27 protein-coding genes and 1 pseudogene are annotated in these 23,501 nt (G+C 65.0%); 12 read left to right on the plus strand and 16 right to left on the minus strand.

Annotation, left to right across the window (positions count from 1 at the left end):
- Window positions 1-78 precede the first annotated feature (78 nt).
- The 5 genes from PFLCHA0_RS03905 to PFLCHA0_RS03925 all read left to right on the plus strand — a co-directional run bounded on the left by PFLCHA0_RS03905 (window position 79) and on the right by PFLCHA0_RS03925 (window position 5,878).
- Window positions 79-1,524: a SulP family inorganic anion transporter gene (locus tag PFLCHA0_RS03905; protein ID WP_015634066.1), complete on the plus strand. Its 1,446-nt coding sequence runs from the start codon at window positions 79-81 to the stop codon at window positions 1,522-1,524.
- 190 nt (window positions 1,525-1,714) lie between these two features.
- On the plus strand, window positions 1,715-3,064 hold the full coding sequence (locus PFLCHA0_RS03910; protein ID WP_011059137.1) for a GntT/GntP/DsdX family permease: 1,350 nt from the start codon (window positions 1,715-1,717) through the stop codon (window positions 3,062-3,064).
- Window positions 3,065-3,925, plus strand: coding sequence for a MurR/RpiR family transcriptional regulator (locus PFLCHA0_RS03915; protein ID WP_011059138.1), 861 nt, complete (start codon window positions 3,065-3,067; stop codon window positions 3,923-3,925).
- A gap of 1 nt (window position 3,926) precedes the next feature.
- Window positions 3,927-5,393: an N-acyl-D-amino-acid deacylase family protein gene (locus PFLCHA0_RS03920; protein WP_015634067.1), complete on the plus strand. Its 1,467-nt coding sequence runs from the start codon at window positions 3,927-3,929 to the stop codon at window positions 5,391-5,393.
- Window positions 5,394-5,509: 116 nt separating this feature from the next.
- Window positions 5,510-5,878 (plus strand): glyoxalase superfamily protein, encoded by a 369-nt coding sequence (locus tag PFLCHA0_RS03925; RefSeq protein WP_015634068.1) that lies wholly within the window; start codon window positions 5,510-5,512, stop codon window positions 5,876-5,878.
- Between the two features lie 6 nt (window positions 5,879-5,884).
- Here PFLCHA0_RS03925 and gliR read toward each other — a convergent pair whose 3' ends face one another.
- From gliR to PFLCHA0_RS31620, 4 genes and pseudogenes are all read right to left on the minus strand, one after another.
- Window positions 5,885-6,913 (minus strand): AraC family transcriptional regulator GliR, encoded by a 1,029-nt coding sequence (gene gliR / locus PFLCHA0_RS03930; RefSeq protein WP_015634069.1) that lies wholly within the window; start codon window positions 6,911-6,913, stop codon window positions 5,885-5,887.
- 172 nt (window positions 6,914-7,085) lie between these two features.
- Window positions 7,086-7,949, minus strand: a complete 864-nt coding sequence (locus tag PFLCHA0_RS32245; RefSeq protein WP_370059467.1) for a methyl-accepting chemotaxis protein — start codon at window positions 7,947-7,949, stop codon at window positions 7,086-7,088.
- Window positions 7,944-9,005: pseudogene (locus PFLCHA0_RS32250) on the minus strand (methyl-accepting chemotaxis protein); the annotation flags it as partial. The gene PFLCHA0_RS32245 and the pseudogene PFLCHA0_RS32250, both read right to left, overlap by 6 nt.
- Window positions 9,002-9,298 carry a hypothetical protein gene (locus PFLCHA0_RS31620; RefSeq protein ID WP_134532545.1) on the minus strand — a complete coding sequence of 99 codons (297 nt, stop codon included), beginning with the start codon at window positions 9,296-9,298 and terminating at the stop codon, window positions 9,002-9,004. The gene PFLCHA0_RS31620 and the pseudogene PFLCHA0_RS32250, both read right to left, overlap by 4 nt.
- Before the next feature lie 67 nt (window positions 9,299-9,365).
- Between PFLCHA0_RS31620 and pmrG the strand changes: the two genes are divergently transcribed.
- Entirely contained in the window at window positions 9,366-10,043 is a 678-nt protein-coding gene (pmrG, locus tag PFLCHA0_RS03940) for a lipopolysaccharide core heptose(II)-phosphate phosphatase PmrG (protein WP_011059143.1), read from the plus strand.
- A 50-nt stretch (window positions 10,044-10,093) separates the two neighbouring features.
- Here the strand turns inward: pmrG and PFLCHA0_RS03945 are convergent, their stop codons facing one another.
- From PFLCHA0_RS03945 to PFLCHA0_RS03955, 3 genes are all read right to left on the minus strand, one after another.
- On the minus strand, window positions 10,094-10,675 hold the full coding sequence (locus tag PFLCHA0_RS03945; RefSeq protein ID WP_015634070.1) for a DUF2589 domain-containing protein: 582 nt from the start codon (window positions 10,673-10,675) through the stop codon (window positions 10,094-10,096).
- An 80-nt stretch (window positions 10,676-10,755) separates the two neighbouring features.
- Complete coding sequence (locus tag PFLCHA0_RS03950; protein WP_011059145.1) at window positions 10,756-11,415, minus strand: DUF2589 domain-containing protein; 660 nt, start codon at window positions 11,413-11,415, stop codon at window positions 10,756-10,758.
- Between the two features lie 82 nt (window positions 11,416-11,497).
- The gene (locus PFLCHA0_RS03955) at window positions 11,498-11,881 is read right to left on the minus strand and encodes a hypothetical protein (RefSeq protein ID WP_011059146.1); all 384 of its coding nucleotides are present in this window, start codon (window positions 11,879-11,881) and stop codon (window positions 11,498-11,500) included.
- 168 nt (window positions 11,882-12,049) lie between these two features.
- Between PFLCHA0_RS03955 and PFLCHA0_RS03960 the strand changes: the two genes are divergently transcribed.
- Window positions 12,050-12,607 carry a pesticin C-terminus-like muramidase gene (locus PFLCHA0_RS03960; RefSeq protein WP_015634071.1) on the plus strand — a complete coding sequence of 186 codons (558 nt, stop codon included), beginning with the start codon at window positions 12,050-12,052 and terminating at the stop codon, window positions 12,605-12,607.
- A 42-nt stretch (window positions 12,608-12,649) separates the two neighbouring features.
- Here PFLCHA0_RS03960 and PFLCHA0_RS03965 read toward each other — a convergent pair whose 3' ends face one another.
- From PFLCHA0_RS03965 to PFLCHA0_RS03985, 5 genes are all read right to left on the minus strand, one after another.
- Complete coding sequence (locus PFLCHA0_RS03965; protein WP_015634072.1) at window positions 12,650-13,108, minus strand: hypothetical protein; 459 nt, start codon at window positions 13,106-13,108, stop codon at window positions 12,650-12,652.
- Window positions 13,109-13,193: 85 nt separating this feature from the next.
- The gene (locus PFLCHA0_RS03970) at window positions 13,194-13,391 is read right to left on the minus strand and encodes a hypothetical protein (protein WP_015634073.1); all 198 of its coding nucleotides are present in this window, start codon (window positions 13,389-13,391) and stop codon (window positions 13,194-13,196) included.
- Between the two features lie 148 nt (window positions 13,392-13,539).
- A complete protein-coding gene (locus tag PFLCHA0_RS03975) occupies window positions 13,540-15,006 on the minus strand; it encodes an ArnT family glycosyltransferase (RefSeq protein WP_041751939.1) in 1,467 nt (488 codons plus the stop codon).
- Window positions 15,007-15,139: 133 nt separating this feature from the next.
- Window positions 15,140-15,505, minus strand: coding sequence for a hypothetical protein (locus PFLCHA0_RS03980; RefSeq protein ID WP_172621739.1), 366 nt, complete (start codon window positions 15,503-15,505; stop codon window positions 15,140-15,142).
- Between the two features lie 19 nt (window positions 15,506-15,524).
- The gene (locus PFLCHA0_RS03985; protein WP_015634075.1) at window positions 15,525-15,878 is read right to left on the minus strand and encodes a winged helix-turn-helix transcriptional regulator; all 354 of its coding nucleotides are present in this window, start codon (window positions 15,876-15,878) and stop codon (window positions 15,525-15,527) included.
- A 106-nt stretch (window positions 15,879-15,984) separates the two neighbouring features.
- Here PFLCHA0_RS03985 and PFLCHA0_RS03990 point away from each other — a divergent pair, with 106 nt between their 5' ends.
- A complete protein-coding gene (locus PFLCHA0_RS03990; protein ID WP_015634076.1) occupies window positions 15,985-17,019 on the plus strand; it encodes a zinc-binding alcohol dehydrogenase family protein in 1,035 nt (344 codons plus the stop codon).
- Window positions 17,020-17,104: 85 nt separating this feature from the next.
- On the opposite strand, the gene PFLCHA0_RS03995 is transcribed toward PFLCHA0_RS03990, so the two are convergent.
- Both PFLCHA0_RS03995 and PFLCHA0_RS04000 read right to left on the minus strand, forming a co-directional pair.
- Window positions 17,105-17,623, minus strand: a complete 519-nt coding sequence (locus PFLCHA0_RS03995; RefSeq protein ID WP_015634077.1) for a hypothetical protein — start codon at window positions 17,621-17,623, stop codon at window positions 17,105-17,107.
- An 85-nt stretch (window positions 17,624-17,708) separates the two neighbouring features.
- Window positions 17,709-18,179: a hypothetical protein gene (locus tag PFLCHA0_RS04000; RefSeq protein WP_015634078.1), complete on the minus strand. Its 471-nt coding sequence runs from the start codon at window positions 18,177-18,179 to the stop codon at window positions 17,709-17,711.
- A gap of 365 nt (window positions 18,180-18,544) precedes the next feature.
- On the opposite strand from PFLCHA0_RS04000, the gene PFLCHA0_RS04005 reads away from it, so the two are divergent.
- Window positions 18,545-18,862: a hypothetical protein gene (locus tag PFLCHA0_RS04005; protein WP_011059155.1), complete on the plus strand. Its 318-nt coding sequence runs from the start codon at window positions 18,545-18,547 to the stop codon at window positions 18,860-18,862.
- 26 nt (window positions 18,863-18,888) lie between these two features.
- Here the strand turns inward: PFLCHA0_RS04005 and PFLCHA0_RS04010 are convergent, their stop codons facing one another.
- Complete coding sequence (locus PFLCHA0_RS04010; RefSeq protein WP_015634080.1) at window positions 18,889-19,671, minus strand: AraC family transcriptional regulator; 783 nt, start codon at window positions 19,669-19,671, stop codon at window positions 18,889-18,891.
- 115 nt (window positions 19,672-19,786) lie between these two features.
- Here PFLCHA0_RS04010 and PFLCHA0_RS04015 point away from each other — a divergent pair, with 115 nt between their 5' ends.
- From PFLCHA0_RS04015 to PFLCHA0_RS04025, 3 genes are all read left to right on the plus strand, one after another.
- Complete coding sequence (locus PFLCHA0_RS04015) at window positions 19,787-20,671, plus strand: EamA family transporter (protein WP_015634081.1); 885 nt, start codon at window positions 19,787-19,789, stop codon at window positions 20,669-20,671.
- Between the two features lie 269 nt (window positions 20,672-20,940).
- On the plus strand, window positions 20,941-22,581 hold the full coding sequence (locus PFLCHA0_RS04020; protein WP_015634082.1) for an ArnT family glycosyltransferase: 1,641 nt from the start codon (window positions 20,941-20,943) through the stop codon (window positions 22,579-22,581).
- 69 nt (window positions 22,582-22,650) lie between these two features.
- Complete coding sequence (locus tag PFLCHA0_RS04025) at window positions 22,651-23,130, plus strand: GNAT family N-acetyltransferase (protein WP_015634083.1); 480 nt, start codon at window positions 22,651-22,653, stop codon at window positions 23,128-23,130.
- A gap of 1 nt (window position 23,131) precedes the next feature.
- Here the strand turns inward: PFLCHA0_RS04025 and PFLCHA0_RS04030 are convergent, their stop codons facing one another.
- On the minus strand, window positions 23,132-23,491 hold the full coding sequence (locus tag PFLCHA0_RS04030; protein ID WP_175456899.1) for a RidA family protein: 360 nt from the start codon (window positions 23,489-23,491) through the stop codon (window positions 23,132-23,134).
- Window positions 23,492-23,501 lie beyond the last annotated feature (10 nt).

Raw genomic sequence — 23,501 nt, forward strand, 5'->3', positions numbered from 1 at the left:
GCTCAATTCCGTAACATTCCCCGCCTTCTTTCCGCACTTCCCAGGGCCGCGCCTGCCGGTCCGTCTATCAGGTCAATCATGAAAGCAAAACGTCTGCGTGCCGATGTCCTGGCCGGACTCACCACCTCCTTTGCCTTGCTGCCCGAATGCATCGCCTTCGCCCTGGTGGCCCACCTCAACCCGTTGATGGGTCTGTATGGCGCCTTCTTCATCTGCACCCTGACGGCGCTGTTCGGCGGGCGGCCGGGCATGGTCTCCGGCGCGGCCGGCTCCATGGCGGTGGTGATCGTCGCCCTGGTAGTGCAGCACGGTGTGCAGTACCTGTTGGCCACGGTGCTGCTGGGCGGGCTGGTGATGGTCGCCTTCGGCCTGCTGCGCCTGGGCAAGCTGGTGCGCATGGTGCCGCACCCGGTGATGCTGGGCTTCGTCAACGGCTTGGCGATCGTCATCGCCCTGGCCCAGCTGGAACATTTCAAGAGCGGCGAACACTGGCTCAGCGGCCAGCCGCTGTACCTGATGGCCGGGCTGGTGGCATTGACCATGGCCATCGTCTATCTGCTGCCGCGCCTGACCCGGGCGGTGCCACCGGCCCTGGTGGCGATCCTCGGGGTCGGCGCGTTGGTGTACCTGATGGGCCTGCCGACCCGCACCCTGGGGGACATGGCCCACATCGCCGGCGGCCTGCCGAGCCTGGCGCTGCCCCAGGTGCCGTGGAACCTTGAAACCCTGGGCATCATCGCACCCTATGCGTTCCTGATGGCCATGGTCGGCCTGCTGGAAACCCTGCTGACCCTCAACCTCACCGACGAAATCACCGAAAGCCGCGGCTACCCGGACCGTGAATGCGTGGCCCTGGGCGCGGCCAATGTGGTCTCGGGAATGTTCGGCGGCATGGGTGGCTGCGCGATGATCGGCCAGACCGTGATCAACCTCAGTTCCGGTGGCCGCGGGCGTTTGTCGGGCGTGGTGGCGGGCGCTCTGATCCTGCTGTTCGTGCTGTTTCTCTCACCGCTGATCGAGCGCATCCCCCTGGCGGCGCTGGTGGGGGTGATGTTCGTGGTGTCGCAGCAGACCTTCGCCTGGGCGTCCCTGCGGGTGATCAACAAGGTGCCGCTCAACGATGTGCTGGTGATCCTCGCGGTGACCGTGATCACCGTGTTCACCGACCTGGCCATGGCGGTGTTCTGCGGCATCGTCATTGCCGCCCTCAACTTCGCCTGGCAGCAGGCCCGCGAGCTGTACGCCGACAGCCACCTGGAAGCCGACGGCAGCAAGCACTACCAACTGCATGGCACCCTGTTCTTCGCCTCCACCACGGCGTTTCTCAACCAGTTCGATCCGGCGGGCGATCCTCGGCACGTGACTGTCGACTGTCGCCACCTGAGTTTTGTCGACTACTCGGCCATCGCCGCGCTGAAAACCCTGCGCGAGCGTTATGCCAAGGCCGGCAAGCAGTTGCGGGTGCTGCACCTGTCCGAGCGCTGCAAGAAGCTGCTCAAGCGTGCCCGAGAGCATCACGACTGAGATCGGCCACCGCGGCAGTGGATGAAAATACCCACTGCCGATTTTCATAAGCCGGCCTTTCACTTAGCTGTTCGCGACAAAGCCTGCCTCTTTACGAAAATAAGTTTCACTCGGTTTGAAGTTCACCTTTCTAAGTGATTAATGAATTTCACAACCATTCGAAAGTGACGCTGTTTTCAAGGAGGACGCCATGGCTCCCGCTACGGGTTCTTGGCTGCTGGGCTACGCCGCAGTCGCCATCATTGCGCTGATCGTGTTGATCGCCCGCTACCGACTCAACCCCTTTATCGTCATCACCCTGGTGTCGGTGGGCCTGGCGCTGATGGCCGGCATGCCGCCTTCCGGAGTGGTGAGCGCCTACGAGGCCGGGGTTGGCAAGACCCTGGGGCATATCGCCCTGGTGGTGGCACTGGGCACCATGCTCGGCAAGCTGATGGCCGAATCCGGTGGTGCCGAGCAGGTGGCGCGCACCCTGATCGACCGCTTTGGCGAACGCAACGCCCACTGGGCCATGGTCTGCATCGCCTTCCTGGTGGGGCTGCCGCTGTTCTTCGAAGTGGGTTTCGTACTGCTGGTGCCAATTGCCTTCACCGTGGCGCGGCGGGTCGGGGTGTCGCTGCTGATGGTGGGCTTGCCCATGGTCGCCGGGCTCTCGGTGGTGCACGCCCTGGTGCCGCCGCACCCGGGAGCGATGCTGGCGGTGCAGGCCTATCAGGCGTCGGTGGGGCAGACCCTGGTGTATGCGCTGCTGATCGGTGTGCCCACGGCGATCATCGCGGGGCCGCTGTACGCGCGGTTCATCGTGCCGCACATCCACCTGCCGGCGCAGAACCCCCTGGAGCGCCAGTTCATCGCCCGCGAGCCGCGCCTGCGCCTGCCGAGTTTCCGCCTGACCTTGGCCACCATCCTGCTGCCGGTGGTGCTGATGCTTCTCGGCGGCTGGGCCAACCTGCTGGCCGAGCCCGGCACCGGCCTCAACCAGTTCCTGCTGTTTATCGGCAACTCGGTGATCGCCCTGCTGGTGGCCACCCTGGTGAGTTTCTGGACCCTGGGGCTGGCCCAGGGCATGAACCGCGAATCGATCCTCAAGTTCACCAACGAATGCCTGGCGCCCACCGCCAGCATCACCCTGTTGGTGGGGGCCGGCGGCGGCCTCAACCGCATTCTCATCGACTCCGGGGTGACCGAGCAGATCGTCGGCCTGGCCCATGAGTTCCAGCTCTCGCCGCTGTGGATGGGCTGGCTGTTCGCGGTGCTGATGCGGGTCGCCACCGGTTCGGCCACCGTGGCCCTGACCACCGCTTCCGGGGTGGTGGCGCCGGTGGCCGTCGGCCTGGGCTACCCGCACCCGGAACTGCTGGTGATCGCCACCGGCGCCGGCTCGGTGATTCTTTCCCACGTCAACGACGGCGGCTTCTGGCTGGTGAAGGAATACTTCAATATGACCGTCATCCAGACCTTCAAGACCTGGACCGTGCTGGAGACCCTGATCTCGGTGATCGCCTTCGGCCTGACCCTGGTCCTCGCGGAGTTTTTGTAGATGGACATCCTTTACCAGATCCGCTCGCGCCTGGATTTTCTCAGCGCCGGGGAAGGGCGGATCGCCCGGCTGATGCTCGACGATGTGGGCTTTGCCGCCTCTGCCAGCCTCGACGAACTGGCCCGCCGCGCTGAAGTCAGCGCCGCCACCCTGTCGCGCTTTGCCCGCAGCGTCGGCTGCCGCGACTTGCGCCAGTTGCGCCTGCAGCTGGCCCAGGCCAGTGGGGTGGGCAGCCGCTTCCTGGACCCTGCCGGCACCCCGGAACAGTCCGGGTTCTACCGGCAGATCGTTGGCGATATCGAAGCTGCGCTGCACCAGCATCTGGCCGGTTTCGAGGAGGCCCAATTCGCCGATGCGGTGCGCCTGCTGGGGCGCGCGCGGATGATCCACGCCTTCGGCATGGGCGGCTGCTCGACCCTGTGCAGCAGCGAGTTGCAAGTGCGCCTGGTACGCCTGGGCTATCCCATTGCCGCCTGCCACGACCCGGTGATGATGCGCGTCACCGCCGCCGCCCTGGGGCCGCAGCACGCGGTGATCGCCTGTTCGCTGACCGGCATCACCCCCGAGCTGCTGGAGGCGGTGGCCCTGGCCCGTACCTACGGCGCCGGGATCCTGGCCATTACCTTGCCCGACTCGCCCCTGGCGCAATTGGCGGATGTGCTGCTGCCGCTGCACAGCGCCGAGACCTCGTTCATCTACAAACCCACCGCGGCCCGCTACGGCATGCTGTTGGCCATTGATGTGCTGGCCACCGAGCTGGCCCTGGCCCTGCCCGATGACAACCAGGAACGCCTGCGACGGATCAAGCTGGCCCTGGACCATTACCGTGGTGGCGACGATTGCCTGCCCCTGGGAGACTGACATGCGCTACCACACGCTGATCCGCAACGCCCTGATCATCGACGGCAGCGACCGTCCCGGTTACCCCGCCGACCTGGCCATCCTCGACGGGCGCATCGCGCGCATCGGCGATCTGTCCGCGGCCAGCGCCGAGCAAGAGATCGACGCCGCCGGGCGGGTGCTGGCCCCGGGTTTCATCGATGTGCACACCCATGACGACACGGTGGTGATCCGCCAGCCGCAGATGCTGCCCAAGCTCAGCCAGGGGGTGACCACGGTGATCGTCGGCAACTGCGGGATCAGCGCCGCGCCGGTGACCCTCAAGGGCGACCCGCCGGACCCGATGAACCTGCTGGGCGAGCGCTCGATGTTCGTCTACCCGCGTTTTCGTGACTACCGCGCGGCGGTGGATGCCGCGCGCCCGGCGATCAACGTGGCGGCGCTGGTGGGGCACACCGCGCTGCGCAGCAACCATCTGCCGGACCTGTTTCGCACGGCCACGGCCGATGAAATCAGCGCCATGCGCGGGCAACTGCGCGAAAGCCTGGAGGACGGCGCCCTGGGCCTGTCCAGCGGGCTGGCCTACGCCAGCGCGTTTTGCGCCGAGACCGATGAAGTGCTGCAACTGGCCCAGGAATTGACGGCGTTCGGTGCGGTGTACACCACCCATTTGCGCAGCGAGTTCGAGCCGGTGCTGGAGGCCATGGACGAAGCTTTTCTGATTGGTCGCGCGGCCAGGGCACCGGTGATCGTCTCGCACCTCAAGTGCGCCGGCGCCGGCAACTGGGGGCGCAGCCCGCAACTGCTGGCAGCCCTGGAAAACGCCGCCCGGGAACACCCGGTGGGCTGCGACTGCTATCCCTACGCCGCCAGCTCCTCGACCCTGGACCTCAAGCAGGTCACCGATGCCTACCGCATCACCATCACCTGGTCCACACCGCACCCCGAGCAGGGCGGTCGCGACTTGAGCGAGATCGCCGCCGACTGGGGCGTCAGCCTGCTGGCCGCCGCCGAGCGCCTGCAACCGGCGGGGGCGGTGTACTACGGCATGGATGAAAACGATGTGCGGCGCATCCTCGCCCATCCGCTGTCGATGGTCGGCTCCGACGGCCTGCCAGAAGATCCTTTCCCCCATCCAAGGTTGTGGGGCGCCTTCCCCCGGGTACTGGGGCACTTCAGCCGCGACCTGGGCCTGTTCCCGCTGCACACTGCGGTGCACAAGATGACCGGGCTGTCCGCGGCGCGCTTCGGCCTGCACCAGCGTGGCGAGATCCGCGAAGGGCACTGGGCCGACCTGGTGCTGTTCGACCCGGCGCGGGTGCGCGACGTGGCGGATTTCAAGGAGCCGCAGCGCGCCGCGCAAGGCATCGATGGGGTCTGGGTCAATGGCGTGTGCAGTTTTGCCCAGGGCCGGGCCAACGGTGAACGCCAGGGGCGCTTCCTGCCCCGGGAAGGTGACCTGCGCCCGGGATTTATATCCGCTGGCTGATTTGTTGACTTCCATCACAATGATGGCGCTGTGCTATTAAAGAATCCCCGAGCGGCGCCGAACTGCTGATAATCGCCGTCTGTATAGTCGGCTCATTTCAGTCAGGGAGTCGCGCAATGAGCTTTGGCAAAACCACCCCCATCCTGCGGATCTTCGATGAAGCCAAGGCCCGGGAGTTTTACCTCGATTTCCTGGGTTTCTCCCTGGATTGGGAACACCGCTTCGAAGCCGATTTTCCGCTGTACCTGCAGGTCTCGCGGGGCGAGTGCGTGCTGCACCTTACCGAGCACCATGGCGACTGCTCGCCGGGTGCGGCCCTGCGGATCGAGACCGATGAACTGGAAACCTTCCAGCAGCAGTTGCTGGCCAAGCAGTACCGCTTCTCCCATCCGCAGATCCAGGCCATGCCCTGGGGCAGTCAGGACATGACCATCAGCGACCCGTTCGGCAATCGCCTGGTGTTCACCAACGCCATCAGCGTGTAACGGGTTTCAGGCCTTGCCGGAGCTCTGCGCGCTCAGGCGGAACTGCCCCGGGGTCAGCCCGGTGCGGGTCTTGAAACTGCGGTGGAACGAGCGCGGTTCGGTGAAACCCAGGCAATCGGAGATGCCCTGGATCGACAGCTCGCTGTGGCGCAGATAGTGCTCGGCCAGCTCCTGGCGCAGGTCGTCGAGAATCTGCTGGTATGAAGTGCCAGCCTGTTGCAGTTGGCGCTGCAGGGTGCGTACCGACAGGTGCAGGTGCTGCGCCACCTGCTCCTTGCGCGGCAGGCCGTCCTTGAGCAACTGGCGCAGCACGTTGTGCACCTGCAAGGCCAGGGGCGCATCGCCCAGGGAAGCCATCATCGCCTGGGCATGTTCTTCCAGGGTCTTGAGCAGGCGCGCGTCGGCCTGGCGCAGGGGCATCTGCAGGTACTCCAGCGGCGCCACCAGCGCCGAGCAGGGTTGCTGGAACAGCACCGGGCAGCCGAACAACGCCTCGTACTGCGCCGCCTCGGCGGGTTCCGGCAGGGCATGTTCGAACCACACCGCGCTGGGCGACAACTGCGAATCGGCGATCCAGCGCGCATACAACAGCCAGGACGCCAGGACGTTTTCCACCAGGTGCCGGCGGATGTCCGGGCGCTGATGGCGGCAACTCCAGATCAGCCGCACCTGATCGCCCGCCACCTCGGCCCGGCTGGTGCCCATGTCCCCCACCAGTTTTTCGAACGGCATGATGCGGCCCATGGCTTCGCCGAGGGTCGCGCAGTTCATGGTGATGTAGCCCAGCACATTCCACGAGCTGGGTTTGACGAAGCGCGCCGAATTGAGCCCGAACAGCGGATCGCCGGAGTGCTGGCAGAAGTAGTCCAGCAACCGCTCATGCACCTCCATCGGCAGGCGCAGGCTGGTGTCGTTCAACTGCGCGGCGCTAAGCCCGGCCGCCGCCAGCGCCGGCTCGGTGGCAATACCCAATTGCTCCGCATAGAGCAGGTATTTCAGCAGGGGCGGGACCGAAGTAAAACCGAGGCTGGGCATGAACGGGTTCCTGGTGACTAATCCCTAGGACAGCAGGACGCAGACCGGGAAAGGTAAGGGCAAACCCTGATGGGTGTAAATGCTCGGGTCCGGGGATTGGCGCCTTTCGCCGGCAAGCCAGCTCCTACGGAGGGTGTAGGAGCCGGCTTGCCGGCGAAGGGCGCGCGGCGAATCAGACGCGGAAGTGGCTGACCATCATCTGCAACTGACCGCCCAGGCGCGCCAGTTCAACACTTGCGGCTGCGGTTTCATCGCTGGCGGCGGCGGTCTGTTCGGACACGTCGCGCACGTTGATGATGCTGCGGCTGATCTCTTCGGCCACGGCGCTCTGTTGCTCGGCAGCGGCGGCGATCTGCTGGTTCATCGACTGGATGTTGGACACGGTGCGGGTGATGCTTTCCAGCGAGGCGCCGGCCTTGCGGGTCAGTTCGACACTGCTGTCGGTCAGGCTGCGGCTGTTGTTCATCACGGTAGCCACTTGCTGGGTGCCGTTCTGCAGGCCGGCCACCAGTTCCTCGATCTCTTCGGTGGACTTCTGGGTGCGCTGGGCCAGGGCCCGCACTTCGTCGGCGACCACGGCAAAACCACGGCCGGCTTCACCGGCACGGGCGGCTTCGATGGCGGCGTTCAGTGCCAGCAGGTTGGTCTGTTCGGCCACGGCCTTGATCACGTCCATGACGCTGCCGATCTTGTCGCTTTCCTGTTGCAGCACGGTCATGGCGTCGGTGGAGCGCACCACTTCGCTGGCCAGGCGCTCGATCTGCTCGATGGCCTGGGCCACCACCTTGTCGCCCTGGCGGGCTTCGCCGTCGGCGGCGGCCGCGGCCTGGGAGGCTTCTTCGGCATTGCGCGCGACTTCCTGCACGGTGGCGGTCATCTCGTGCATGGCGGTGGCCACCTGGTCGGTCTCGACTTTCTGGCTGTTGACCCCGGCGCTGGTTTCTTCGGTCACCGCGGACAGTTCTTCGGCGGCGCTGGCGATCTGGGTCACGCCGTCGCGGATGCCGCTGATCAGCTCGCGCAGGGTCACGCCCATGCGCACGATGCCTTGTTGCAGCACGCCCAGTTCGTCGCGGCGGGTGACCCGCAGGTTCTCGGTCAGGTCGCCGGAGGCGATGCGCTCGACCACGGCCAGGGTTTCCTGCAGTGGGCGGGTGATCTGCCGGGTGATGATCACGGCGGCCAGTACACCGACCAGCAGCGCCAGCAGGGTGCTGATCAGCTGCAGGCTGCGGGCCTGGGCGCTCTCGATGTCGCGGCGGTCCAGCTGGATCTGGTACAGGGCGTCGCTGCGGCTGACGATGTCGGCGCCCTGGTCGGTCATTTCCTTGCGCGCCTCTACGGCGTTGGTGAAGGCGACCTTGAAGGCCTGCAGCGAGCTGCGGTAGCCGCTCAGGGCGGTTTCGAGCTGTTGCAGGGCATCGCGCTGGGTGCTGCTGAAATGGGACTTGAGCTGATCCATTTCGGCAATCGCAGCGTTGAGCTGGGTGACGGCTTTCTGTTCGGTGTCCGGGTTGTTGGTGGTGACGTAGCCGCGCACTTCATAGCGCGCCAGCTGGAAGGCTTCCTTGGCCTGGGTGATGGCCTGGAACTGCGTAAAGCGCTCGTCGCTCAGGGGCAACTGCTTGACCCAGGAGTTGATCCCGTTGATCAGGTCATTGGCGCGTTCGGCGTTCTGGTTCATCGCCAGGCGTGCGGCGTCGCCGCTGCGGTAGGCGTTGCGCATCTTGTTCAGCGAATCCTGATAGGCACTGATGGTCGCGCCCAGGCCTTGCAGGAGCTTGATGTTTTCCGGGCTCTGGAACGAGGCCAGGAGTTTTTTCTGCTGGGCGCTGAAATCGTCCAGGGTGTTCTGCACGCCTTGGGCGGCGGTTTCGTCGCCGTTGGCCAGCATGTACTGCAGGCGGGTGACCCGCAGCTTGGTCAGGCCGCTGTTGAGCTGAGTGATGTCGCTCATCCAGTTGCTGCGGTCGATCAGGCTGCCCAGGCTGGTCCAGCCGGTCAGTGCAAGGACGGTGGTCAGGGCCAGGACCAGGCCGAAACCCAGGCCCAGCTTAAGGTTGACGCTGATGTTGGCAAACCAACTACTCATTGAATTCCTCCAGGAACGTAGCTCTTCTTGATCTTGAGTTGGCTGGAAGATTGTTGTTGTTGGTGACCAGCAAGGTGTTTTGTAGGGGGTGTATCGGCGGGATGTGCCATAGCTGAAACGATTTCGTCGGCATTGTCCCAAGACAATGTTTTAGGCGATGGACGGCTATTTTGCGGGATGTGTCGCCGGTCCGTTGAGCTTTTTTTCACATTGATTTCACTCGGGCCCCACGCCCGGCGCCCTAGAGTCTGGGCGGTCGATGCCACAGGCATCGGCCAGCGTTCAATTGTCATCAGGCTTTCGTAGCCTTGCTGTGCGCTGCTCAACACATCGGAACATTCTCGTAAGGGCGGCTGGGAATTGACTACAAGACTGGTGTTGCCGGCGAGCAAGCGGCCCTTCCTGGGGCGCGTCCTGGTCCGTTACAAGAACCTGCTGGCGCTGCTGCTGGGCGCCTGCCTGGTGATTCCCCTGGGGCTGTTCCTGCTCCGGCCGGCCTCGGTGCCCGACCTGAGCCACGGCAACGGGGCCGGGCTCCAGGCCCTGACGGCCGCCTGGGACAAGGGCGAAATGATTGTGCTGGTGCGCCACATGGAGCGCTGCGACCGCTCCAATGCCGCGTGCCTGGGCCCGGCCGATGGCATTACCGACCGGGCCCGCGAGGTGGCGGTGGGGCTCGGCGCGCAGTTCGAGCACCTGGGCCTGGAGCGTACCGATATCTACAACAGCCCGTTGACGCGCACCGCGCAGACCGCGAGCTACATGTTCAGCAAGGTCAGCAGTGGCGATGGCTGGCTGTTCAACTGCAAGAACACCATGTTGCGCGATGTCATGGCGCACAAGGTCGCCGGGCGCAACCTGGTGCTGGTGACCCACAGCGAATGCATGGCGCAGATGGAGCAGGACCTCAAACGGGCGACCCCGACCCTGGGGTACGGCGCTTCCCTGTTCGTCTCCACCGATACCCTCAATGGCGCGCCGAAGATGCTCGGCCTGATCGAGGCCAGTGACTGGCGCTCGGTGAACCTCAAGCCCTGACCGCAGGCGGCCGCTCCGTCTGGCTGGCCTTCAGGGGCATAGGAAGCGGCTCAAGGTGCCAGCAGGTCCGGCTCGGCCGGTGGCGTGCCAGCCGCTGGCGGGGTGGCTGGCAGGCCGTCGTTGATGCGCTGCGGGCTGATCAGGTTGGTGAACTCCTCGATCAGGCGCTGGATCGCTTCCGGCGGCTGGCAGTCGCGAAACTCCATGCTGATCTGTACCTCGTCCGGGTCGCGTTCCTGGCCGTCACGCTTGCCGCTGCCGAAGGTGACGAAAAACTTCTCGCTCTGCAGCTCGCCGTTCTCCAGGTCGTGGCTGGCCTTCTGCAGCTCGGTGGCCTGCATGCGCACCGACAGGTCGACAGTCATCTTGTGCAGGGCCAGGCCCTTGGGCGAGACCAGGGCAATCAGCGGCACATTGATGATGTGGTCTTCGTTGAGCGCCACCTCGACCATCTTGGCCTTCATCGGCGTGCCCAGGTCGTCGACGTTGTAGTCGAAGAACTGGTCGAACAACTTGATGTACTGCTGGGCGATCAGGTTGTGGGTGGCGGCTGCAGCCTGATGCATGCCGCGGGTGATATGGCTCAGGTCGCTGGCGGACATGGGCTCCTTGCTGCGAGAAAAAAACGCCATGGATCACGCTCCTTGTTCGGTGGCTGAAGTGCCCCGCCATGAAGGCGGGGCGGGTTACTGGGGCGAAGGCGCGGTGTGGATCAACCGCCGGTGCCGGTTTTCTTCTCGTCCGCGGCATCGGGCATTTTCAGCGCGTTGGCGGTGGGCAGCTTGTCGGTGTCGGTCGGTTGAGTGCTAGGCAGCCGCACAGGCTTGGTGGCTGCGTCGGTGAGGAAGTCGATGACCCGCATCAGGGCTTCCGGTGGGTCCTGGCGGACGATCTTGGTGCTGATGGCGTAGCGGGCACGGGTGTCGGTCTTGCGGGTCTGGGTCGATTTGTGGCTCGCCGCGCCCTTGACCGAAACGCTGAACGGGCCCCAGCCCATCTTCGCCTCGAAACTGCCGGAGGCTTCGGTGCTGCTGGTGTCCTCGGCCATCTGGCTGATGGTCAGCTCGAACTCGATGGAGCCTTCCTCGATGGTGATGTTGGGGTGACTGATGGCCGCCAGCAACGGGATGCGCATCGACTTCTTCACGGTGCCCTTGTACACCCCCTGCTCATCCACCAGGGTTTCGTCATAGTCGAACTGCACCGAAACCGCCTGGCCGTTCTGAATGCACACGCCCATCAGGAAGTCCGCATAGGCTTTGCTCGCGGCGACCTGCGCCTGAATCATCGCCATCAGTGGACCGGTGATCATCTTGTCCAGGGGCAGGGCGGCGATCACGCCGCCAATCAGGCCCTTATCGATATCTGCCATGGTCTAGCTCCTTGTTCTTTGTTGCGCGAAATGCGCCCTTGCAGGTTAAGAAAGCCGTGAAGGCCGATTCAGCAGGAATCGATTACCGGTGAGTGTTGGCATCCAGGCGGCGGATGTTGCCGATCTGCCGCAGGCTCAGGCCGTACTTGTCCGCCAGCACACTGCGGGAAATACCGCCCAGGCTTTCCAGTTGAATGTGCTGGTTGCGGATCTGCCGGCAGAAGTGGTCGGCCTTGGGGATCTCCAGGGCCAGGCCGGCGAAACGCTCGATCAGCGCGTTGAGGGCGTCGGGCGGCAGGATCAAAGCCAGGGAGGTACGTTCGGCGTGCTTGGGGATGTACTTGGGGCGGCCGCCGTATTCACGGGTCAGGCGGTAGGCATTTTCCAGTCCGATGCAGTCGATGAGGGCCTGGAGCGAGTGAGGGAGCTGGCGAACATCGATGAGTACGAGGTCTTTCACGTCCATTTGGTACCTCCTTGGAATTATGGATAAGGCTGGTTTGATCCTAAGGAGGTGTCTCGTCCTCTGTTCAGTGGGAAATTTCCCCCCTATTAAGGGGAACTATTACATTCTGATGTTGTATCGGTCGCTGGTGGTGCACTGGATTTTCCTAAACTGGATGAGGAAAAATCCATGTCACGCTACGCGATTGATTTCAGTTTTATCGCCGCTCTGGAGGGAGCTGCCATTACCCGCGGTTATGTGCCCGATCCGGACAAGAGCAAGAGTGGCGTCACGGTGGGCACAGGCTTCGATCTGGGGCAACGGAACGTAGAGGACCTGCAGGCGCTCAATCTGCCGGCGGACCTGATCCGGCGACTGACCCCCTACCTGGGGCTGAAGGGGCTCAAGGCCAAGGCGTTTCTCGACGGCCAGCCCTTGAACATCAGCAGTGACGAGGCGCTTTTGGTGGACGAGGCATTCAAGGCGCCCTTCGTCGATCTTCTGGCAGCGAACTACACCAAGGCCAGCGGAGTGGACTTCGCCCAACTGCCGGCACCGATGCAGACCGTTATCGCCTCGGTGGCCTTTCAGTACGGCAACCTGGCCAGTCGCACACCGAACTTCTGGGCCCAGGTGGTGGCCCGCGACTGGAAGAGTGCCCTGGCCAACCTGCGCAACTTTGGCGACAGCTACGGCACTCGCCGGCGCAAGGAGGCTGATCTGCTGGGCTCGCAGCTAACCTCGTAAGTGCTCGCCGCCCAGGCTCAAGGCCTGGGCGGCTTGTCGGTTTCAAGGGCAGGGGTAGGTTTGCAGCAGGCTGGCGTTGCCCATGTGGCTGGTGTCGTCGGGTTGTGTGCCGCTGGGCAGCGAGCGCCAGTCCACCAACAGGCACATGGCCTTGAGGGAAATGCCCTTGGCCTGGCCGATGGGGTTGGAAAACTCATAGCGGTACAGCGCCTGGGTGGTGTTCTGCGGGGTTACGCTGCTGGCATTGATCAAGGTGCTGCGAGCCATGTCCGGCAGTTTGTCCTGGGTGATGGTGAAGCGCGGTTGTTCACCCTGTTGGGTGAACGCGCCCTGGTCCCGAGAGCGTTTCCACAGCTGCTGCCACTGGCTGTTGCCGGCGGCGGTGCTCAGGGTGGCGGCGTAGGCCTTGAGGGTGGCGGGTGGGAGATTGGTGGTTTCCAGGGCGTGGGCAGCGCTGGCCAACAGGCTCAGGCCGAGGATCAGTGAACGCAGAATCAACATGGGAATATCTCCTTTTCCAGGCCGTAACGGCCCGACACGAACATAGGGAAGATCCCGGCAACTAGGGTATCGCCGGGGGCAAGGCTCAGCGGGCGTCGAGGTAGTCCCGACGCAGGCCTTCCTTGCTGCTCTTGGCGATCAGTTCCTTGGCCACGGTGTTCCCGATGGCGTTGTCGTTGATGTTTTCCACCCCAAGGATGTTTTGCGCCGCCAGTTGCTGGCGCAACCCGGCCTTCTGGGCAACGGCCCGGCTCAGGGTGCTACTGATAACGGTGATGCTCATGTCTGACTCCTTTTCGGGGAAAGCCCGTCGTTGGGCAGGAGTCATGGTTTCAAGGGCGGCGGGCGGGTATCAGCGGGAAAGGGTTCAAGGGGCATGGGCGGCAGGGATGGGCAAACGGCACCTGATTCAGGTGCCGTTTTTTTTGCGTTCAGCCGGCCGGCGCCAGGTTGACGAAGTAGTAGGCCTGGCGGCCCACCATGAGGGTCTGCTGGATCTGCAGCGGCGGCTTGGGCGCCTCGGCGCCACCCAGTACCGCCATGTGCTGCGGCGACTCGCGCAAGAAGGCCAGCAGTTGCGCCTCGTTCTGCAGGTCCTTGAGCAGGCTCTGGGTGTAGAACACGCTGGCGCCGGCGATGCGTTCGTTGGCCTGGTACAGCGCCAGCTGGTGCCCGCTATCCTGCAACGCCATGATCCGGTCGGTCACTGGAACGAACGACAGTTCGCGGTCGGCCCTGGGCGCGGCCCATTGGGCGTTGACCAGATAGCCGCCGATCACCAGGGCCATGAGCGCTATCAGGCACCCCCTGCGCTGGCGCCCCACGGTACTCCAGAAACCCGTGCCCGGGGCCCGCTTGGCCAGGCGCTGGTAGAGCACTGCGCCATATTCCGCCGCCAGCACCGCCGCGGCCGGGGTCAGGGACATCAGGTACACCGTGCGCTTGCTCGAAGCCAGGCACAGCAAGGCGAACTGCGCCAGTAGCCAGAGGCTGAAAAACAGCAGGTAGCGGTTCTGCACCAGGGTTTTACGGAAATGCCACAGGCCCAGGTAAACCAGGATGTTCCACGGCAGGAAGGCCTGGGGCAGCTTGGCCAGGTAGTAGTAGAAGGGCTCGTAGTGCCCGGCCTCCTCGAAGGAGCCGTCGAAGCGCCCGACGCTGTTGGTCCACAGCACTTCCCCCAGGGCCTGCAGGCCGCCGCGCTGGTAGAGCATGTACAGCCAGATCATCAGCGGCACCAGCCCCAGCAGGGTCAGCAGGCCCGGGCGCAGCCAGTGGCTGAAGGTGAAGCGCTTGTCGATCAGGCTGTCGGCCAGCAGGTAGGCGAAGATCACCACCCCGGGCATGGCCAGGCCGAGCACGCCCTTGCTCAGGGTGGCGATGGCGATCCCGCCGGCGAACGCCAGCCAGGAGAGCAGCGCCGGCTGCTGCGCGGCCTGGCGTCGATGGGCCTGGAAAAACGCCAGCAGGGCCAGGGTTACCCCGAGGCTGAGCAGGGCATCCTCGCCCACGCCGCGCACGTTGCTCCAGTAACTGGCCATGGTCGCCAGCATCAGCCCGGCCATGGCCGCCAGGGCTGCCGGCCGGCCAAAGCGGCGCAGCATGGCGTACAGCAGCATCACGCTGAACAGCCCGGCGAAGGCCGAGGCCAGGCGCACCGCCAGGGGCGTGCCGCCGAAGGCGCGGATGGCCCCGGCATCGAGCCACAGGCTCAGCGGCGGTTTTTCCAGGAATGGCGTGCCGAACAGGCGCGGTGTGACCCAGTCATCGTCCAGGTGCATTTCCATGGCGATCCCGGCCACCCGGGCTTCGGTGGAACCTTGCAACTGGTGGTTGCCCAGGGCGAAGAAGAACAGCAGGCAGGCCAGCAGAAACAGTAGCGGAGCGGGTCGTGACATGAGTTGTGCGCCGACAGATCGAGGGGCGCAGCCGGAAGGCCGCGGGCAAGCCCGAAAGTATACGTAGGCAAGTCTTAACGAATTGTGAACAAGTAGGGGTAAAACGTGCGGATGTTCGCCGGCTGTGCGCGGGTTAGCCCATGGCCTGCTGGTAGGCGGCCACGGCTTGCGGGAACAGCTGTTCGTAGAGGGGGTAGGCGATGCCCAGCACGGTGATCTCGATGGCATCGGCGCCACATTCGGCGGAGTAGTCCTGAATGCTCACGCCCAGGGCCGGCACGGGTTGGTCGAGGTGGTGTACTACCAGGTGCAGCCCGCTCTGGCTCGCTCCTGCCAGCGCGCGTACCTGCTGCTGGAGGCCGGCATAGGCCGGGGCGGCGATGAATTGGCCGAAGGCCACACCCATGGGCGGGTCGGCCGACTCCAGGGCCGACCAGCCGAGCAGGGTCGAGCCCTGGTAGACCTTGAACCTTGCTGGAGCATCCAGGTGGGTGGGCATGGGGGGCTCTGGTGAGGGATCAGGTGAGGGCGCTTTCCTGCTGTTGCCGGCTGATGCGCCCGCGGCCCCAGGCCGACAGCGCCTCGATCACCGGCTGCAGCGATTGCCCCTCGTCGGTCAGGCGGTATTCCACCCGCGGCGGCACCTCGGCGTACACCGTGCGCGCCACCAGGCCGGCGGCTTCCAGGTCCCGCAACTGCTTGGTCAAAAGACGTTGGGAGATCCCCGGCAGGCGCCGTTGCAGTTCGTTGAAACGCAGGAACTCGTTGGCCAGCAACTGGTGCAGGACCACGCCTTTCCAGCGGCCGTCGATCAGGTCCAGGGTGACCTCCACCGGGCAGCCTGGAATGTCCTGATAGTGTTTGTGTTTCATTGCCTGACGACCCTTTTGCGTAGCTGGTACGCAAAAGTACCCTACTTGTGCGGGCAGGGCATGAGGGATTTAAGTGTGCGCTTTCAATCGCCAAGGAAGCTCTGCAATGAAGGCCATCGCCTACCTCAAAGGCTCGCACCTGTCTGACCCCCACGCGTTCTGCGAGGTGCAACTGGACCCGCCGCCACTGGAACCTCATGACCTGCTGGTGGCGGTCGAGGCGGTATCGGTCAACCCTTTGGACACGAAGGTCCGCGCCGGCCAGGTGGCGGTGCCCGACGAGGTGCGGACCCTGGGCTGGGACGCCAGTGGCGTGGTCCGCGCGGTGGGTAGCGCGGTGACCCTGTTCGCCCCTGGGGATGCGGTGTTCTATGCCGGCACCTTCACCCGCGATGGCGCCAATGCCGAGCTGCACCGGGTGGACGAGCGCCTGGTGGGGCACAAGCCGGCCAGCCTGTCCTTCGCCCAGGCGGCCGCCATGCCGCTGACCTCGCTGACCGCCTGGCAATTGCTCTTCGAGCGCCTGGGCCGGGTGCCCGGCGACCTCGCTGAACAGGGCACGCTGTTGATTGTCGGCGGTGCCGGTGGCGTTGGCTCGGTGCTGATCCAGCTGGCGCGCCGGCTGACCGCAATGACCGTCATCGCCACGGCTTCGCGGCCGGACAGCCGCCAGTGGTGCCTGGACCTGGGGGCCCATCAGGTGCTGGACCATTCCCGTTCGCTGGTGGAGCAACTGGCGGCCCTGGACCTGCCACCCGTGACCCATATTGCCGCCCTGACCCATACCCAGCGGCACTATGCCGAGCTGGCCCGGATCATCGTGCCCCATGGCCATATCGCGCTGATTGACGATCACGACTTCTTCGATGCGGTGCCGCTCAAGGCCAAGAGCGTGTCCCTGCACTGGGAGATGGTGTTCACCCGTGCCCTGTTCCAGACCCCGGACATGATCGAGCAGCACCGCATCCTCAACCGGCTGGCGCAACTGCTGGACCAGGGGCTGATCCGCTGCACCCTGAATGAAGTCTTCAGCCCGTTCAACGCCGACAGCCTGCGCCGGGCCCATGAGCGCGTGGAGCAGGGCGGCCTGCCGGGCAAGGTGGTAGTGGCCCGCGACGCCCAGGCCATCGCCTCCTTGTAGGCGCTGATTGGGTGCTGGCTTGCCAGCGAAGGCGGCACCACCTCTGGCGCAGGGCCGCAGGGCCTCTTCGCCGGCGAGCCGGCTCCTATGGAAGTGGAGTGTCGGGGAGGGCTGATCGGCGCAGGTGGCGCCCGCTGCGCCACCAGAAGATGCCGCCGAGGAAGGCCCCAGAACAGCCGAACAGCGGCGCCACCGGCAGGTAGCGCGCCAGCCCTTCGGGCTCGGGTTCTTCATCCGGCGAGTCGGTGTAGAAGCTCGACGGGGCCAGGCTCATCACCAGCGGAATGGTCGGCATCGCCGCCAGTGCACCGCAGAACAGATAGATCAGCACATTGCGCCAGGCAAAGCGCTGGGCCAGCCAGAAGAACAGCACACAGGGCAGGACCGTGAAAATGCCGATCAGCACACCGCTCAATACCAGGGTCAGCAGGCCCACGAACAGCGTCTGGAGAATGATGTCCGTGTTCAACGCGCCGGCACTGGCCAGCATCCCCAGCATCATCAGCACGGCCACGAGCGTGGCCAGGGCCGTGACGCCGATGAAGTAGGCGGCGAACCAGTCTTCAGGCTGCACGGTACGAAGGGTTGGCGTTTTTGCGGGCATGGGAAATATCGCTTCTTGAGGTGAGTGACAAGGCCGGGGCCGTGGGAGCTTTCTTTGCCGGCAAGCCGGCTCCTGCAGGAATTAGTCAGCGCAGATGACGCCCGCTGAGCCACCAGGACATCGCTCCCAGAAAGGCCCCGCAAGCGCCGAACAAGTGTGCCAACGGCGCATAGCGCTCAAGGATGTTGACGCCGTGCGGGAGGTTGAAAAAGCCGGGAGACAGGCCCACCACCATGGGAATGGCGGGCAGCGCCGCCAGGGCTCCGCCCAACAGGTAGATCCACAGATGGCGCCAGGTGAAACGCTGGGCCAGCCAGAAGAACAGGATGCAGGGCAGGGCGGCGACGGCGCCTATCACCGCCACGCTCACCAGCAGCGCCACCACGCTGAAAGACAGGACGTCGAGCAGATTGCTCCACGGGTCTCGGCTGCTGAACTGCACGACCAGGTTGACCAGCAATGTCAGGACCAGGGCCAGCGTCGCGACGCTGATGAAATAGGTGGCAACCCAATCAGAGGGCTCAACGGTGCGAAGGGATGTGGACGGCTGGGGCATGGTGGCAGTGGCTTCAGGCTGAGAATGACCGGAGCAAGGCTATCGGCAGCGAGCCTGTCTGTTTGTGGAGTTTGCGTGGTTTTTTCGCGGTCGACGCGCTCTGGTGGATGACGCCGGGGCAGAAAATCCCTTATACAGGCAGCGGCCCGTCGGTCGTGCACGGGCCCGGTTTGTACCCCCACCCAGAAGGAGATGGACATGTTCAAGTTCCTGGATATTACCGAGTTGCCTCGTACCCCTGCGCATCGAGATACAGGCTCCGTCAGCGGAGCGATCAATGCCTGGGAGCTGAAAAATCGGGCTCTCAATACGAAGGGGTTTGTTACATGTCCAAAGAATTACTCGGAGTTTCTGCTGTAGGGCTGATGGTGCTGGGCGAGTTCTGTGCCATCTACAGTGAAGTGGTGGTGGCGCGGCTGGCCCATTCCGGCAACACCTCCGGTGCCGAACTGGCGTTGCCGGTGCTGATCATGTGCCTGGGCGGTATCTGCCTGCTGGCGGCCTACTGGCTGGGCTATGTGGCGGTTGGCGACATCTGGATCATCACCGTGGTCTCGGTAACGTCGCTGCTGCTCCTGGAACCGCTGGTGATCTGGGCGCTGTTCCAGCAGGCGCCCGGCCGCGGTGCCTTGATCGGCTTCTGCCTCGGTGCGCTGGGGATGTTGTCCGCCGTGTTCCTCTAGCACGGCCTCGCTCCGGCTCGGGTCCTTCAGGCCCGGGCCCGGGCAAAATAGCGGCTGGGCGTCTCGCCCAATACCTTGCGAAACACACCGCTGAACGCACTCGGGCTGCTGTAGCCCAGGTCGCTGGCGACCCGGGTCACGGCTTCGCCCTGGCCCAGGCGCACCACGGCAGCCAGCAGGCAGGCCTGCTGGCGCCACTCGACGAAGCTGATGCCGGTGTGCTGGCGGAACAGCCGGGTGAAGGTGCGGCGGCTCATGCCGGCGCGCTCGGCCATTTCATCGATCCCCAACTCCAGCGAAGGTTGCTCCAGCGCCTCGCGGCAGGCCCTGGCCAGCCGTGGCTCGCGGGGAAGCGGAGCATTGAGGGCAAGGGCCGGCATGGTCGCGACTTCATGCAGCAGCAGGTTCATCACCTGGCCCTGCACGCTGCCCACGGCGTAGCGCGGGGGAATGGCCGTGGCCCGCAGCAGCAACTGGCGCAGCAGCTCGGACACCTCCCGCACCTGGCATTGCTCCGGCAGGCCCAGGCGCTTGGCTGCCCGGGGCCGTATATAGGTGTTGAGCATGGTCACCGGCCCGCTCATGTGCATGGCGTGGGGCACGCCGGCCGGCACCCAGATGGCCCGCTGCGGCGGCACCACCCAGTTGCCCTGGTCGCTGAAGACGCTGATCACCCCCGTAGCCGCATAGGCGAACTGCCCGCGCCGGTGCTGGTGCTCGGCGAAGTACAGGCCGTCGGGGTAGTCGATGGCGGTGACCACCACATCCCGCGGGGTATTTTCGTAAGGGTCGATATCGATGGGTTGCATGGCCCGAATCTACTGATAATTGACCTGATACTGCAAGCGGGCCATGGCGCGCGGGGGCGATAGTTCGGCCCCGGCCGGGGAATGACCTGCGGCCGCCTGTCCTGGACCGCGCGACATGCAGAAAAAACACCTGTTCCTGGCCCTGTTGGTGACGGCCTTGTGGGGCCTGAATTTTCCCATCACCAAACTGGGCCTGGCCAGTATCGATCCGTTGCTGCTTACCGCCCTGCGTTTCACCCTGGCGGCGCTGCCCTGGGTGTTCCTGGTGCCGCGTCCGCCGGTGGCATTCGCCTGGCTGGCGGCCTACGGGCTGATTTTCGGCGTCGCCATGTGGGCGCTGATCAACCTGGGGATCGATCACGGCGTGGCGCCGGGCACGGCTGCACTGTTGATCCAGTTCAGTGCCTTTTTCTCCCTGGGCTGGGGCGTGCTGCTGTTCGGCGAGCGCCTGCGCCTGCAACAGGTGCTGGCCACGGCCATTGCCCTGTGGGGGCTGCTGCGGATCATTGGCGACAGCCCCGGGCATGCCACCAGCCTGGGTTATGCCCTGCTGCTGGTGAGTGCATTCAGCTGGAGCGTGGGCAACGTCATCATCAAGCGCTGCGGGGTGCGTGAGGTGTTCGCTTTCGTGGTCTGGGCGAGCCTGTTTGCGCCATTGCCGCTGCTGGCATTGACCTGGATAAGCCATGGTGCGGCGCCGTTTCTGCAACTGGCCGGGCAAGTGTCCGCCGGCGCGGCCTTGTCGCTGATGTTTCAGGTCTATGCTGCAACGCACTTTTGTTACTGGGGCTGGAACCTGTTGCTGCGCGAGTATCCGGTCTCCCGGGTGGCGCCCTTGTCGCTGCTGATCCCGGTGTTCGGCATGGCCGGTTCGGTGTTGATCCTGGGGCAGCGGCTTGGGGTCGAGGAGGGCATTTCCATGGGCCTGATCCTGCTGGCGCTGGCGGTGGGGCAGTTCGACTGGCGCCGGTTTTTCACCCTGGGTCGCCGTTCCCTGTAGCCGCTGCCGCAGGCTGCGAACGCTCCGGGCGGCACTGTCGCAGGAAGCGCAGGGACCCTGAGGCCATCAGAGGTTTGCCTGAAGATCGCCAGGCAAGGCCCTGCGGGCCTTTTCGCAGCCTCGCGGGCTCGGCAGCGGCTACAGTCGGTGACAGTCGGCTGTGCGGAGCGGGTTTTTTATCCTTGTTCAGGCACCGTTCAGGGGCTGCGCGAGCAACATGTCCAGCCTTATGCCTCGCTTTGGGTGCGGCGCTTTCTGGTGGGGCGAAGATGGTTCGAGAAACGCGTTTGAGTATTGAGGTCTGGGGTATTTACCTGGTGGCCCTGCTGCTGTTCACCTTTGGCATCTGGGACCAGCAGCCCCAGGGTTTCGACGGCCGTTGGGCGCTGTTCCTGCAGGAAATGTTCCGCCACGGCGCCAGCCTGTTCCCCACTACCTACGGCCAGCCATACCCGGACTACCCGGGCACCGCGACCTTCTTCAGCTACCTGTTCGCCCAGGCTTTCGGCGCCCCCAACCACCTGGCCAATATCCTGCCCACCGCGCTGGCCTCGGCCGGGGTGCTGGCGCTGCTGTATCGCTTGCTGGCGCCTTCGGGGCGCACCTGGGCACTGCTCGCGGTGCTGCTCACGGCGCTGACCAGCCAGCTGTTGGACAAGTCCCGCTCGGTGTGCCTGGACCAGATGGTTTCCCTGCTGTGCCTGGGCACCTTCTACCTGCTGCACAGCGGCGAGCAACTGGGCTCCCGGCTGCGGTTGTGGGCGGTGCTGCCGCTGCTGGTGCTGGCCTTTGCCATTCGCGGGCCCCTGGGGCTGGTGGAAGTCTGCGGGGTGGCCTGCACCTACTGGCTGCTGGGGGACAGCCGCACCCGCGAGGCGCGCCTGACGCTGATCAAACGGGTGCTCGCCTATGGCGTCAGTGGCCTCCTGTTGCTGGCCGGCTGCTGGTGGCTGCTGATGCAACTGGCCTATCTCGCTGGTGGCGAAGATTTCGTCCGTCAGGTCTACAACATGCAGGTGGTCGGGCGCCTGGATGAAAGCGGCGAGCCGTTCTACTTCTACTTCCAGCTGGCGCTGTACCGCTACTTCCCGGTGGTGCCCCTGGCCCTGGCGACGCTCTGGGTATTGCGCCGGCAATGGTCGCAGCGCCATGTGAACCCGCAGCTGCGCCTGGTACTTCGGTTGGGGGCCTGTGGCCTGATGATCCTGCTGGGCCTGTCGGTGCCGCACTTCAAGCGCGCCTATTACATCCTGCCCATGGTGCCGATGTTCGCTGCGGTGGCGGCCTACGGCCTGCTCACGGCCCGGGGCTGGCTGGGCAAGGTGCGCAGCGGCTACCTGTGGCTGGTGGGGCTGCTGCCGGGGCTGTGCATCCTGGTGCTGTTCGTCTTGCGCCACAGCTGGCACAAGCACGGTTACTGGCCGCCGGTGTCCATGCCGCTGCTGATCGCGATCTTCGTCGTGTTGCAGCTGCTGGCGCTGTATGGCTGGCGCAAGACCCTGGGCAGTTTCGGGCGGCGTCTGGTGCTGCTCAGCGGCTTGGCCCTGGCGGCGCAATGGACGCTGCTGGTGGCGGTGGTGGACCCGGCCAAGGATCTGCAGTTCGACACTAAGGCCTTCGTTTCCCAGGTGGAGCAGTTGCGCCAGGCCAGCCCCGGGCCGCTGGTGTTCTTCAACCTGGGCCAGGACACCTGGGCGGTGCGCTACATGATGAACCTGGACCACGACGAACAGCCGCTGTTCGTCAGCGGCGACGACCCCGGGCACTTGGACTCGCTGCCCCATGACTCCTGGGTGATCATCGCGCGCAAGGACCGGGGGCTGCTGGATAACACCTCCCTGGAGAATCAGTTGCCGGTGTTCGAGGGGCGGCTCAACGACAACCCCTGCCTGGTGTTCCAGTTGCAATAAGTGCTTGGCAGGGCCTGGGGCGGGCCGTATTTTGGCCACTGTCATCCGCGGGATAACCAGGGAGTGGTCATGCAATATCAGGTTCGTCCGGCCGTACCGGCCGATGCTCCACAGGTCAGCCAGGTGATCCTGGCGGCCTTGCTCGCCAGCAATGCCCAGGACTACCCCGCCAGTGTGATCGAGCGGGTCCAGGCCAGCTTCACCCCCGATGCAGTGCGCCAACTGATGCAGCGCCGGCAGATGTTTGTCGCCCTGATGCACGGGGAATTGCGGGGCACCGCCAGCCTCGACGGGCGTGCGGTGCGTTCGGTGTTTGTCGACCCGGCCTACCACGGCCAGGGCCTGGGGCGGCAACTGATGGCCGCGGTCGAGCAGGCGGCGCTGGATTCGGGCCAGACCTCGCTGGTGGTGCCCTCGTCGGTCACCGCTGAAGGCTTTTATGCCCGCCTGGGCTTTGTCCGGGTACGCGAGCATTACGAGGGCGAGGAGCTGACGCTGATCATGGAGCGGGCCCTGGTGGCCACTGAGACCGGGCCAGGGCTGGGCTGATTCAGGCCGGTTGCGCAGCAATCACCAACACTTCGATGCGGTAGTGCGGCTTGGCCATGGGCGCCTGCACGCAAGCCCGCACCGGTGCCTGGACACCTTCGAGCCAGGCATCCCAGAGCAGGTTCATGGCCGGGTAGTCAGCCATGTCCTTGAGCCAGATCTGCGCGCTGAGCAGGTGGCCCTTGTCGGTGCCGGCCCTGGCCAGCAGGGCGTCGATCTGTTGCAGCACATCCTGCGTCTGGGCGCGGATGTCCCCTTCGGTCAATTGCGAAACCTGGCCTGCCAGGTAGACGGTCCGGTTGTGGATCACGGCCTGGCTGAAGCGCGCGGTGGTGCCGATTCGCTGGAGGGATGAGGTCATGTCGAGGTCC

The sequence above is a fragment of the Pseudomonas protegens CHA0 genome, assembly GCF_000397205.1.
Classification (GTDB): Bacteria; Pseudomonadota; Gammaproteobacteria; order Pseudomonadales; family Pseudomonadaceae; genus Aquipseudomonas; species Aquipseudomonas protegens.